17 protein-coding genes are annotated in these 12,178 nt (G+C 41.3%); 2 read left to right on the top strand and 15 right to left on the bottom strand.

The window, feature by feature from the left end; translation table 11 throughout:
- Window positions 1-56: 56 nt before the first annotated feature.
- Window positions 57-431, top strand: coding sequence for a hypothetical protein (locus MHI51_RS09250; RefSeq protein ID WP_405173807.1), 375 nt, complete (start codon window positions 57-59; stop codon window positions 429-431).
- 162 nt (window positions 432-593) lie between these two features.
- Here the strand turns inward: MHI51_RS09250 and MHI51_RS09245 are convergent, their stop codons facing one another.
- Window positions 594-809, bottom strand: coding sequence for a hypothetical protein (locus MHI51_RS09245; protein ID WP_405173806.1), 216 nt, complete (start codon window positions 807-809; stop codon window positions 594-596).
- A gap of 137 nt (window positions 810-946) precedes the next feature.
- The gene (locus tag MHI51_RS09240) at window positions 947-1,654 is read right to left on the bottom strand and encodes a hypothetical protein (protein ID WP_341170710.1); all 708 of its coding nucleotides are present in this window, start codon (window positions 1,652-1,654) and stop codon (window positions 947-949) included.
- Between the two features lie 135 nt (window positions 1,655-1,789).
- Here MHI51_RS09240 and MHI51_RS09235 point away from each other — a divergent pair, with 135 nt between their 5' ends.
- Window positions 1,790-2,017, top strand: a complete 228-nt coding sequence (locus MHI51_RS09235) for a hypothetical protein (RefSeq protein WP_405173805.1) — start codon at window positions 1,790-1,792, stop codon at window positions 2,015-2,017.
- Between the two features lie 143 nt (window positions 2,018-2,160).
- On the opposite strand, the gene MHI51_RS09230 is transcribed toward MHI51_RS09235, so the two are convergent.
- The 13 genes from MHI51_RS09230 to MHI51_RS09170 all read right to left on the bottom strand — a co-directional run bounded on the left by MHI51_RS09230 (window position 2,161) and on the right by MHI51_RS09170 (window position 12,175).
- Entirely contained in the window at window positions 2,161-2,820 is a 660-nt protein-coding gene (locus MHI51_RS09230) for a hypothetical protein (RefSeq protein ID WP_405173804.1), read from the bottom strand.
- 12 nt (window positions 2,821-2,832) lie between these two features.
- A complete protein-coding gene (locus MHI51_RS09225) occupies window positions 2,833-3,531 on the bottom strand; it encodes a hypothetical protein (protein WP_405173803.1) in 699 nt (232 codons plus the stop codon).
- Between the two features lie 111 nt (window positions 3,532-3,642).
- Entirely contained in the window at window positions 3,643-3,993 is a 351-nt protein-coding gene (locus MHI51_RS09220) for a phage holin, LLH family (protein WP_405173802.1), read from the bottom strand.
- On the bottom strand, window positions 3,993-4,787 hold the full coding sequence (locus MHI51_RS09215; RefSeq protein ID WP_405173801.1) for a M15 family metallopeptidase: 795 nt from the start codon (window positions 4,785-4,787) through the stop codon (window positions 3,993-3,995). The genes MHI51_RS09220 and MHI51_RS09215 overlap by 1 nt, the downstream gene beginning before the upstream one ends.
- Window positions 4,788-4,789: 2 nt before the next feature.
- Window positions 4,790-5,188, bottom strand: a complete 399-nt coding sequence (locus MHI51_RS09210) for a hypothetical protein (RefSeq protein ID WP_076297422.1) — start codon at window positions 5,186-5,188, stop codon at window positions 4,790-4,792.
- 97 nt (window positions 5,189-5,285) lie between these two features.
- Complete coding sequence (locus MHI51_RS09205; RefSeq protein WP_256715915.1) at window positions 5,286-5,420, bottom strand: hypothetical protein; 135 nt, start codon at window positions 5,418-5,420, stop codon at window positions 5,286-5,288.
- A 50-nt stretch (window positions 5,421-5,470) separates the two neighbouring features.
- Entirely contained in the window at window positions 5,471-6,049 is a 579-nt protein-coding gene (locus tag MHI51_RS09200; protein WP_405173800.1) for a hypothetical protein, read from the bottom strand.
- A gap of 13 nt (window positions 6,050-6,062) precedes the next feature.
- The gene (locus MHI51_RS09195; RefSeq protein WP_405173799.1) at window positions 6,063-8,909 is read right to left on the bottom strand and encodes a hypothetical protein; all 2,847 of its coding nucleotides are present in this window, start codon (window positions 8,907-8,909) and stop codon (window positions 6,063-6,065) included.
- Complete coding sequence (locus MHI51_RS09190; protein ID WP_339246915.1) at window positions 8,899-9,456, bottom strand: YmfQ family protein; 558 nt, start codon at window positions 9,454-9,456, stop codon at window positions 8,899-8,901. The genes MHI51_RS09195 and MHI51_RS09190 overlap by 11 nt, the downstream gene beginning before the upstream one ends.
- Window positions 9,453-10,517: a baseplate J/gp47 family protein gene (locus MHI51_RS09185; protein ID WP_405173798.1), complete on the bottom strand. Its 1,065-nt coding sequence runs from the start codon at window positions 10,515-10,517 to the stop codon at window positions 9,453-9,455. The genes MHI51_RS09190 and MHI51_RS09185 overlap by 4 nt, the downstream gene beginning before the upstream one ends.
- Window positions 10,504-10,917 (bottom strand): DUF2634 domain-containing protein, encoded by a 414-nt coding sequence (locus MHI51_RS09180; RefSeq protein ID WP_036684205.1) that lies wholly within the window; start codon window positions 10,915-10,917, stop codon window positions 10,504-10,506. The genes MHI51_RS09185 and MHI51_RS09180 overlap by 14 nt, the downstream gene beginning before the upstream one ends.
- The gene (locus MHI51_RS09175) at window positions 10,914-11,207 is read right to left on the bottom strand and encodes a DUF2577 domain-containing protein (RefSeq protein ID WP_076138688.1); all 294 of its coding nucleotides are present in this window, start codon (window positions 11,205-11,207) and stop codon (window positions 10,914-10,916) included. Before MHI51_RS09175 ends, MHI51_RS09180 begins: the two co-directional genes overlap by 4 nt.
- Before the next feature lie 2 nt (window positions 11,208-11,209).
- The gene (locus MHI51_RS09170) at window positions 11,210-12,175 is read right to left on the bottom strand and encodes a hypothetical protein (RefSeq protein WP_405173797.1); all 966 of its coding nucleotides are present in this window, start codon (window positions 12,173-12,175) and stop codon (window positions 11,210-11,212) included.
- Window positions 12,176-12,178: the final 3 nt, after the last annotated feature.

Here is a 12,178-nt window from a genome sequence, read left to right as displayed (position 1 = left end):
GTATAATTTCCAGATTTATTGTATTATTTTAGTAGATTAAAATACATTAAAAGTAGGTGTCCATCACGAAAAAACTAATTCTATTAAGTATTTTGCCATTATTTTTTTTGATTGGTTGCTCTGATAAAACTCTCAGTTGGAAAGGACAAAGTGCTCATTGGACCGCAACAATAAAAAACGAAAAAAGTTCAGAACTAACTAATTTCACTATTAAATATATCGGAGAAGAGAAAGAATTAACTACTATCTCTTATCAGTTCGCAGGGCAAGTTATAACAGCTAAAGGGCTGTACGATGATAAAACTTATCCTAATTCACTTCAAATTCAATCAACTTCAGAGAAAAATATGGAACACGAAGAATCTTCGGTAAAACTTATAATTAAGTGGAACAATAGTAATGAAGAAATCGTACAATTAAAGAAAAATTAAACTTTTATGAGATATATCACAATGTTCACTCGTGCCGTTCGATGTAAACCTAGGCTTAGAGCAGTAATAGAAACTCCGAAATCATTTTTAAGTAAATTAATGAGCAGATCAACAAATACCCCGCCAACCACTTTAGGTTGACGGGGTATTTGTTATACATACTTAAGCCAAAACCATCCTAAACTCAAATTCATTTCTCATGTAATAAGCATCAGCAATCTTAACGCTCACTGGACTCCATTTCTGAATTGGACCCTCACAATCAATTGTACAGTCAGCTAGATCACCGCGACGTTCAAGTATATCCACTTTAGATTGTTTAAGGGCTGCTGTTAGAAATTCAGAGTCTGTCTTTAGGTCTTTGTATATATTACTCAATACGATCACTCCTATGTATTATAAATACCCAACCAACCAGTTAAAGTAGAACTCTTTCAACTATACCGCCATAATCAAAATTATCTAGGCGGCTGGTTGGAAATCTATATCGCTTACTATGAATTTACATGTAGCACTCAAGCAGTCACTTCCTCTTCTAATCCCAAAAGAATATCTTCAAGAATTGAAATGAGTTCTTTTCTAAAAGTTATCCCTTTGCTCAAATCTTCTTTTATTTCTTCAATCATTCTTTTAATTCTGGCTACTGTATAAATAATACTCAATGTTATTATTAAAGCTGTTACAAAAATATACAGTTCTTGACCCGCATATTTCTTGTAAAAAAATGTTAGTATTTGAGCTAAATTAGGTGCAAGCAAAGCAATAATTATTGTAGGAGCCACTAATGGCGGTAGTTTCTTTTTATCCACTTCACTGTTGTAAGATTCCAGCAATTTTTCAATTTTCCACTTTACTAACATATTATGCTGCCTAAGATGACCTCTTATCATTTCTCTTTGATACTCATTAAACTCCTCTGTTCTCCACCTTTTACCTTTAATTTTCTTATTCAATTTTTTTTGAACGATAATCTTGGCCTTCTGTTTAAACTTCTTGACGCTTAATATAAGCCCTACGATACTTAGAACAGTTAATGCCAATGCGAGAAAGAAGTACATTTTAATAGTCTCATAAAAAGGAAACATACAAAAGGTAACTATGGACATGAATGCTGAAGTCCAAAGCGTTAAAGAAAGAAATATGTTTTGAGTTCTCATTTGAGCAAAAACCAAACTCTCTACGCTCGCCTTATTTTTGTAAAATTCAAATAGTTTTTCTTTCAAAAAAATCACCTCAACAAAAACACATTACTACATTTGGAACATTATGTATATGTACTCTATATCACTAGTAAGGAAAATTTTCCTTCGGGTATCAGTCCGGGTGTATAATAATCATAAAAGACCCGAGGTGTGGTCATGGATATAAGACTTAAGCAAAGTTTGAAGGTCGCAGCCGTAAGACGAGAATTGATTGTTGTATGGCTATTAAATGGGGATAAGATAAAGGGTACTGCGGAGGTATCAGCAGATCCGGAGCGAGTAAAGATCAACACCATTGAAGGACCAGTGTGGGTGCCATACATTGAGGTGGAGAGTATTTCACGAGTAATTAGGCTGCGGGTTGAGGGCGAAACGAACGAATGAAAATATCCCGCCATTACTTGCAGGTGAGCTATAATTCATCTGGAACTATGTATATGTACTCTATATCACTGGTAAGGAAAATTTTCCTGAACGAAAAAAATGCCCCTCTTTTGTTCAGAGAAGGACATTTTTATCTAAAATATTTAAATTGCATACAAGATATCTATGAAGTCCAGGGTTTCTCCTACCGCAAGTCCTGTATAAAAGAGCAAAGTTCCGTCCACTGATACTCTAAAAGTTATCGTTCTATCTCCGTGGTCATACGTAACTATAACGCCTGTTAGTTGACCTGATTCTAACATACTTGAGTAATACTGAGTTCCGTCGATGTTCGATCCCTTTAATGAAACACCTGTAACCGTCTCGATTTCAACATTGAACCTAGCACCACGCACATCAGCGGAATCTGCAATAATACCAAGAATATTAAATTGGTGCTTTTCTAAATGCATTGGAAATCTCAATTCGAATATTCCGGTAGCTTTAAATGCATCCTCTTTTCTACATAGAGCGATTAAACGGCGGCGCTCAGGATGATAGTATATTTCATAGATTCCTTGTTTAACAACTTGATCGATCATTTCACCTTTAACTCTTGCTCGATAGTCCAGTATTTCGTCAGTAACAATTTGATAATTTTTATAACCGGCGGATGAGGTTGTAAGAGCATAAATAAATGTATCCAAATCTTCATCGTAATTGTTAACGCGTTTAGTCTCTCTGAAATGTTGAACATCCTTAAGGATATCACCCAGTTTTTCCTCTTCCTGGGGCGTAACATCAAACACACTTACACTAAACAAACCTATCACCTCTTACTTAAAAAGTAACGCCCTTTTGGCGGTCTCTTCAAGTATATCAAATGATCGCTCATTTATGGATAGTTTTTCCTTGAATATTCGCAGATAATGTTGATTTCTGTCGTTACCGTTATTTTTAGGAATTAGAGCGCTAATAGGAAAGACGCACTCGAAGTGAGATACATTTGCCTTTCCTAATCTCTGAACCATTAACCCATAGAAAGGGTTTTTACCTAATTTAAAATGAACATCCATATTATAACTATGTTGGATAGGTTTGAGTTCACGTTCCAATTCGTTGAATAATTCTCTTAGTTCTCTCAGTACTTCTTCGGCTCTATTCAGGGTCACATTTAATTGCGCTATTCTTATGAATATCTTATGGGAAGAAAAATCTCCTGTATCAAAATCATCTTGAATAAGAATATTGAGTATCCCGCATTCATACAACTTTTTGTTAGCCATATTCACAGTTCTTTTATAACGTTCATTATGATATTTATTCTTCAAGATTGTTTCAATCTTTACATACACACCCTGAATACTTTCTATTTGGTAATCGGCGTTTATAGACCAAGTGGTATCACGCCATTTTGAAAGAAGCCTAACAAAGAAAAAATAATACTTAGGATTTTTTGCATATAACCATGTATGTATACCCAACAATGCCGGGATATACATCAAAACGTATTTCACGACTTTAAATGGGTCCATGGTTGTTGTTCACTCCTTTCAGTATAGAGATCATTTTAGCATACAGTAAGGATATTTCAATAAATAGTAAATGCGACCATTCAATACACTGAATGGTCGACAGAAAATTATTTAAACAATTCCCCCTGCCTTTAAATACGCCTGTTCAATTGCCGCTCGGATCTCCGCGGGCGTGACCTTTACCCCCTTGCGTGATAATTGCACTGTAGCATAATCCAAAGCTTGCTCCAGCTTGGCCTGCCCCTCGGCGCTTTTATAGACCGTCTCCGCATAGGCGTAAGCCTCGCTGGCTACCTTGTGCAGCAACTCTCGCTGTGTTGCGTCCAGCTTGCTCTCGAAGTAAGATACCGCCTTTGCCTTTACCGTGCCTACAGCAGACAACAGGACGGCAGCGAGTGCACCTACGATGGCCGTTACAATAGTGGTTACATACGGCTGTGCTGCATCTACGATTGGTTGCATTACTTAGCCCCCTTCTTAAAAACTCCAGCCCGATCAAGGATCGTAATCATCCGGTAAAAGTCATAACTGCCGTTTGCCGTGGTATCCAGCAGCCCCGCTGCCTTTGCAGCCTCACAGGCAGGTAGTGCCCACTTTGGGATTTCCGGCAGCTTGGCTGCCTTCTCTAGTTCAGTTATTCGGTTGGATAGACCCAGCGTCCCCTCCGCTTGAGCCTTAATCAGTAACTGCATTCCTTCAAACTCTTTCTTCTCCTGTGCTGTCATTGGCTGCTCTGCCTCCCCTTGTAATTTATCAATGACGGCATACGCCGCTTCTACCTTTGCTGCTGCCGGCTGCTGGTTTGCCCGTAAAGCCGCAAGCGTCAAACCAAAAGTTATCTGCAGATGCGGATAGTCCTTAAAGGTGGTCCAGTCTCCACCCCATTCAAATCCAAGTGCCTTAGCCTCTTTTACAACCTCCTGCCAATCTGCAATCTGATTGTTATTCCCGTCCAGTCGCATATCCCATGAGACACTGGATCCATTTGGCAGCAGCAAAGCGAAATCAACAGCCAAACCAAAATTGTGATAACTATACCCGCCTTTAGCATTGGTCACGATAGATCCGGGTTTTGTACGCCCTTGTGCGTAGAGAGCGTCTTGTTCCGCAATAGTTCGTAATCCTTGAGTAATAACAATAGGCACTCCCCGAACGTAACAGCGTTCAATTAAAACTGTCGCAGCAGCCAATACGAACGGATGCAGACCAACCAGGCGTTTAGATGATTTACTCTTTACTTGATCTAGTGTAAGCATATTTACCTCCCTAAAAATTGGTTAGCCACAATCACACCAATGGTAATACCAATGATGTACTTAACAAAATCAAGCCACATTTTACGCTCTGATCCACTATCCTTATTAGCTTGCTGCAATAGCATGAATATCTTATTTTCAAGAGAATCAAATTTCCCCATGATCTCACCAAACTTAACTTCCATTTTTATTGTGGATTTCTCCATTTGTAAAATGCTCTCTTCGTGTCTCAGACCGGCTGCTTCAAGTAAGTTCATTTTTGCATTAGTATTGGCTAGGTCTGCGGATATTCGTGCAAATTCACTGGAAAGACCGAGTAAGCCCTTTTCCACATCTTCCAATCGGTGCATCGGCATTACATCACCGCCCCCTCCTCCTTGGTTGGCTCCCCCAATTGACATAAAACAACTCCCCTCTCTATCTATTGATCAATATAAATAGCCCCCGGATATGGTCCGAGGGCAAAATAAAAAACGCCTCAATGGGCGCCGTCTTTATTTATTCTTCTTCAGCAAGGAATTCAAGTCCGCTATCAACCAAAATTTCTTTTACTCCTGGTCTCAAAGTAGATGGAACCTCGATATATTTGGTCTTACCTAAGATTACGCGCTGTGCAAAAAACATAGCCATCATGATGTCACCCCCTTTCCTCTTTGACATGAACCAGTAAAAAATGCGCGCTATCATTGGTATATCTGCATTGCCATTTCAGCAATGATATCCTCAATAAAATCGGCGCGTTCAGTTATTGCGTTGTTCTGTGCTTTTAAGAGCATGTTTTCTTTTTTTAGCATCTCAATTTCTGAGAGTTCTCCGGGCTTCGTCAACTCCGCAATCTCTTCTGGTGTTAAGCCTTCGACCCAAAGGTTATCTGGCATCATAGGTGGCATATAGATAGGCTGCTCGCCTTGTTCTTCGCCTTCTGCATAACTCTCCCGCCAATCGTGTAGCTCGTCGGCATAGTCGCTCTGTGCCTCTAGTACAGCGTCCTGATATGCTTCCCATGCTAATAGATCAAATCGAGGATGATACAATCCTGTGGGCATCGGAACACCTACAAGATAACCGATGATCTCTCTTGGCTGTTCTGGTTCTTCTGGCGTGTCCGGTTCATCTTCGATCTCTTCATCTCCCGGCAGCTCAGGAGCTTCTTCCTGCACTGGCTGGGCATAAATAGGGACGACCCCTATTAAAGAGTCGTCCGGTTCTACATCTTCTATATACAGTCCGTTTAGGTCTACTTTCGGTACTGCTTTTCTCATGATATCGCCTCCTTTAATCTAACGGAAACCGTAGACCATCAAATATAATATTTTGCTTTACGTTGACCTCTGTTGTTATATCTCCATTTACACCTACTGACACTGCGCTCGACGTTGGATCTACTTTTGATGTCCATGAGGATGTAAGCATTCTAGTGATTCGCACAGGTCGAAACTGTGTCGGCAAATTAAAAATCTTTGTACCCGCTGGTACGTCAGTAATGTTGTAATATACGTACCCACGAAATTCAATAAATCCTTTATTCACGCGATAAGCTAAATCGAAGGCAGTAAATCCGCTTAGCACTGCGGACGGTGTAATCCAAGGCCCTGCATCCTTCTCCGCTTTCTTGGCAGCTAACACACTAACGGTTGAGCTTATCTCTGTCACTGCATCTGTTAAATCATGAATTTGCATCTTCTCAGTGGCGGCGTACGCTCCTGATACCGAAGGTACTGGTGATTTATCTAGTTTGATGTAAGAGACGCTGTAGGAAGTAGCTGTATCGTAATTATCCGTCCATGCATAACGTGTACCGTCTGCTAACTTATCAATATTCCAAAAATCAGGCAGACTGTTTTTAAAAACTTGTTTAATTTCGGAGGCGCGTTTTTTCAGGCTAGAATCTCCACCATTGCCTGCGTCATTGAGTCCAATGTAGTACACGTCTGATAAAGCATTTTTCTTTGGTCTCGCAGGCTCCCTCGATATATAACCACTGCCTACCTCGATAAAGTTATCGCCTTCGAGCAGAGAAAGAGCGCCATCCTCTTGTACCGTCTCCGTGGTCGGTGTTGCTAGACGGTATAGAAGTTGATACGGTATCCAGCCCGAAGGTATTGTGGTTGGTAATACTCCTACCGGATTGCCAGCACTCAAAATCTCGACCCATCCTTTTGTTTGTCCGGCCGTACCGTTATATGGATTTGTAGCCACTCCACTAGCGCCGTTGTACATCCGCCAGCCATTAAAATAAGCCTTAATTTCGTCAGGTGTAGGAGTGTAGGAGTCCCCCCAACCGGAGTCTGTGTTGGCAATAGTAATGTATAATACGCCATTGTAAAGTGTTGATTGATCAGCAGCTGAATAAACACCCGCTGAAGGATATAAAGGGTATCCGTTATACTTAGTCACTCGTTCTGATGCGTTTATGCCACTAGAAGTTGGTAAAATAACGCGTACACGTTTGAAACCTGTGTAATTCGTATCGAATAACCACGACCAGTCACCCACAAGATTGGATTTACGCCATAACCTCGTCACCTCATACCGTCCGTTAACCTCACGCAGTATATCCGGTTCGTTGCCATCCGTTGGGTTAGCGTGTAACTCTACTCCACCAAAGGCGATAAGAGAGTCTTCGCGGGGCTGGAATGGTGTAGCGACACTGCCTAGTTCGAGTTGTGGATTGTTGAAGTTGTATGTCCCTATCTGGTTACTTGCCAAATTTATTAATATATAGTAATAACCCTCTGGTACGATAAGTGGCTGATTTTGAATCCATCCACCACTAAGCACAGCTAAGTCATTCTTTTTGTTACTATCCAAATAACTTCCTACTGCCCCACTATTAGCCGTTATACCCTCAATACTTAAATAGTACGTTTTTCCTGGTATTACAGGAACAGCGCAACTGATTGCTTGCCACTCAGCAGTAGCTGTTAACACGCTCTGATATGGTCCGTTTGCCTTAGCGTTCGGGTTAAACGACCATGCCTTATCTGTAAATGGTGGCAACAGATTACGTCCATATCTCCGTACATATAACCCATCTACTCCATTAATACCTGGAGGTACGTAAGGCCAACGCTGTGCAACTTGCTCCGATGACATGCTGCCAATTGCTGCGTAGTCTGCATCTGATATTTCATAAATCCTAGCCCCTTCAAATTGAACCCAACCTACAGCACCTTTTGCTTTTTGATTAAACAAAATAAGGTAGCTAGTTTCATCTATCGTAGGAGCTTTTTTTATATACATAGTAGTGTTGGTTGTAGATGTGGCATCAGCTGGTGAACCGAATCTGAATGCACCTTGTGTGGTCCCGTCATTTTCGAAATCGACAAGTGCAATATATTTTTTGTTAGCATAAAGTTGTAGGTTAACGCCAACCAGATAACGATGATCTAAAGTATCATTAACTGTAGACGTTATTCTTTGTGCCTTACTATACTTCCCATTAACTACTGTAGCGCTCGCACCAGCAAGTGCAGGTGACCAACTATCTGCAATGCCATCAGCATTACTGTCATTAAATCCGCCGTTTATTTGTCGGTTGATTAACGACCTCCCCTGTACCTTTAATCCTTGTAGTCTAGCGTTCTTTGTTGCGTTTAGAATTTGCTGTCCAGCCACTAAATTGATAGCTGTGAGAGATTCAGTATTTAGCCTGTTATTAATCGGAAGCACTGCTGCATCCGCTTTAGCCTGAGATCCTGTTGTTGTTTCTTTGGCGTTCCATGTTGCCTTTTCAGCATCAGTTGCAAAACGATGTGTGGCATCTTCTACAACTTCCGATCCGTTAACATTTCCCCATGATGAGCTTCCGGCTGTTGTTCCAGCTTTAAGTACTTTGCCATTGTTACTAGTACCCGTAGCTGGTACGTGTTGATTACCATCTCCTGTAGGATGTGTATAATTATTAGCTCCGGTAGCTACTCCAGACAATTTTGTCTTTTCCGCTGTCGTGTAATCATTGGTAGATAATTGCTTGCCGGATACCTTATCTACCTTATTACCAACAGTTGTGTCTATTTTATCCCAGTTATCATTGAGCATAGTATCGATGTTAAAAGTATCATTACCATCGGTAACTGGGTTAACTTTGAGTAAATTCAAATTGGGTGTATTACTGGACAACAGGTCCACCTCCCGCAAATTTATTTAATAGCGTCTGCTGCAATTGGTTGATTGTCATGATCTTATGCACCTCTTTGATAAGCAAATAACGGTAGGCATAAGACAAAGTCATATGAGCCGGTTTGATATCCTCTAAGGCTTTTTTAAGGTCATCTATGTTAATTGGCACACCCAATGTATCAATAAAGGTAATCACGATCTTATACTCAGCTGGAGATACAGCCACATCAACAGTGCCGCCGTCATATGCCTGTGCTACATTCTTAATCATGTCTCCGGATACCTTGCCAAATCCACGCATTTTTGAAATGATCACAGACCGCCGTTGCTCAGTAGGTTTGTTGGTATCGACTACGATTTGTAATTCCTCTTCGTATCTCCCCAATGCCCAAGTAGCCGACTCCGGGAATGCTTGGTTCAATAATTCTTCAACCCGTGCGCCAAGGAGATCAAACTCTGGTCCTTCACCGTTCATCAACTCGTTCATTTCGAGTATGTCGGCATAATAAGCTGGGAGATATCCTTTTAAATGGTCAGCCCCACTCATGTTACAGTCACCGTCCCAAGCACTGCTACAGCATCATCTGGTATCTGAATATTAACTGTTTGATTGTTTACTTTCAGATTTGTATAATCAATCACCGGTGGTATATCTAATATTAGACTCTGTATCCGGGTATAACGGACTAACGAGTCAGTAAAGGCAAGAGTGGCCAGATAATTCCTAGTCGCTGTCTCCAACTGCGTTTTTACTTGATCCGTTGTAGCTCCACTTGCAAGAGTTACACTCACCGATATATTAATAGGAAACTCAGTAGCCCCAACTACCGTAACAACTGCACCGATCGGTGCTACTCCTTCACCCATCCCGTCCTTTGTCGGATCAATAAAATTCTGAACAGCCTCTACAATCGCTGTCGATGGTTTTCTCATATCATTGTTTAGCAACACTACCTTAACGGTACCAGGTCCATTCCATAGAGGGAACGCCTTAGCCCGACCAACACCGCTGATTTCCCGAGCCCATTGCTCATATTGGTATCTGTTACCGCTGGTGACTGGTTTGGTTATCCGCTCCTGATACCTCTCGTAGAGCGCCTTATCCGTTTCCCGGTCCACTCCGGCAACAAGCAGTTCTGTCAGTTCGGCCCGAGCTAGGTTATTAATAAAATCAATCGGCAATAGTGCCCCGAATGTTTGATTTCCAGCAGCGCCCACAGTTTCTGATTCCATCCGGTAGTTACCAAGAGAAAGCCGTTCTATAGCCTTGTAGTTGATATCGCCTATTGCAAACCGACTGCCTATCGGGATATCTAAAAGAGTATTGGATGAATTGTAAAACAACCCTCTTAATTGCGCTTTAGTAGCCACCTTTCGAGTAACACCTGACCATGCTACTGCCCGATCTAAGTAATCACCACTCGTTGTGTCTGCGAAGATCAGGTTTGTATTAATATCTAACTCGACATACATCTGAGCTAATTCCATTGCTGCTGGAGCCATAGCATCATAAATAATGCTACCTTCTCGCTTGTCCAGCCCATCTGGTACCCGGTCTAACATCCGTTCTAAGATCGTTTCAAACGTTTGATCTTCATACACCGCCATTCACCTCCAATCGGTCTGTATAGTTTCCATAATCACTCTCTACATCAAACAAGACGAGTACCGCATCGCCATCATAGTTAAATCTAAAGTTGGTTACGGAGACGATACGATCATCCTGAAGTAATGCTTCCCTAGTCCAGCGTTCCACTTCGGTTTCAAACACCGCCCGACCCCGCACCGCTCCAACATCTGCCTCACTACCGTAATTGTCACTGTAAATCAGGTTTTCAAATCGGATTGTCGAGAGTATTTTTATAACTGCCTGTTTTACGGCATCCAATCCATCCACTACCACGGATCCTATACGCCCATTTACAAGGTCTAATTTATAAGTAAGACTTGGTTGGGGTGTATCCTCCATATCCTCATTCAGTAGCACGTTATCGCTCTGTGGTATCAAACACTCACCACCCTATCCATGATTACGTAGCGTTGACCGCCCTGCATGCGGATAAGTAAAAGTTTATCTCCAGTAGCTAACGGCTTACGAATTACGTATTCTTGGATTCCTATTGTTATTTTCTGTTCAGATAAGGTTTCCGGAACAATTAAAAAATCCTCCGTAAGTGAAAGCCGATTATCGACCAACACTACAAGAGGATTAATTTTTTCTACAATTCCTAGCTGTACCAGAACTGGACCAGCAGCATTCACCGCTTCAGTGGCAGCGCGTTTTATCGCATCTATCATGATCACACCAACCTTAGCTCTAAGTCCATGGTATGTACTCCGCCTTCTTTCTTGTGAGTACATTCATCGACTAGGAAAAATTTATTTATGTTCATTGCGTTGATATATAAATTAACGTAGCATCCTGCACGCATCCGGTAATCTCCAAGGGCCTCTATACTAAGCGTCCGCTTCTCTCGATTCTTCATGAACAGTTGCTGAGTTAGTTGCTCAGTAATTTGAGCCTGATTCAGATTCTCATCTACTGACTCGTAGAGTTGTAGCAATCCCCACTTAGCAATGCTGGCGCTATCCTTGGTAACGTAAGTTTCCCGCTTACCAGTCTCCTTGTTGTCTCTATACAATACAATTTGATTATATGTCTCATCGTCAATGTTGCGGCTGTAAGAATAATCCGTCATGAGTGAATCATCACCCACCACAAAAGGAAAGCGCATATTAGAAGCATTACGTATCGTCAAGCTCCCAAAATCGTCAAAGAATACGAAGTTGGTCCCGTAGTTAATCAGGGTCTCATCTAACGCCATGCAGATCATATCGATAAACGTTTTATCGTCGCGGATCTGGGAAGGAATAATGTATTTTGTATCTTCCAGCGTTCCGGTCTTGAGCTGCATGTCTTGAGCGATCTTTTGAACTACCTGAGTTGCTGTCTGTTTCGTAAATACATAAGTTCCGCTATTCATCAGATACCGGATCTGATCATAAGCAAGGATGCTTATTTCTTCCGTCTTACCAGTTTCAATACTGAAAATATATCCATAGAAAACCTTATGTCCCTCATCTGTGTACCTAACCACATCACCATTATTCAGTTGGAATTTTTTATCTTGCCATGGGCCATGGTCTACAAGGGTGAATTCTAAGGATGCCGCCTTACCTATACGGATCGTCTTCCAAGATATATCAGTAACGATGCTGGAAACATCCCAGACGGCGCCATTTTTATTATCGATCAATAATTCCAAGTA

This window comes from Paenibacillus sp. FSL H8-0260, assembly GCF_045040625.1.
Classification (GTDB): Bacteria; Bacillota; Bacilli; order Paenibacillales; family Paenibacillaceae; genus Paenibacillus_AQ; species Paenibacillus_AQ odorifer.
This window is presented reverse-complemented; position numbering and strand designations above follow the sequence as displayed.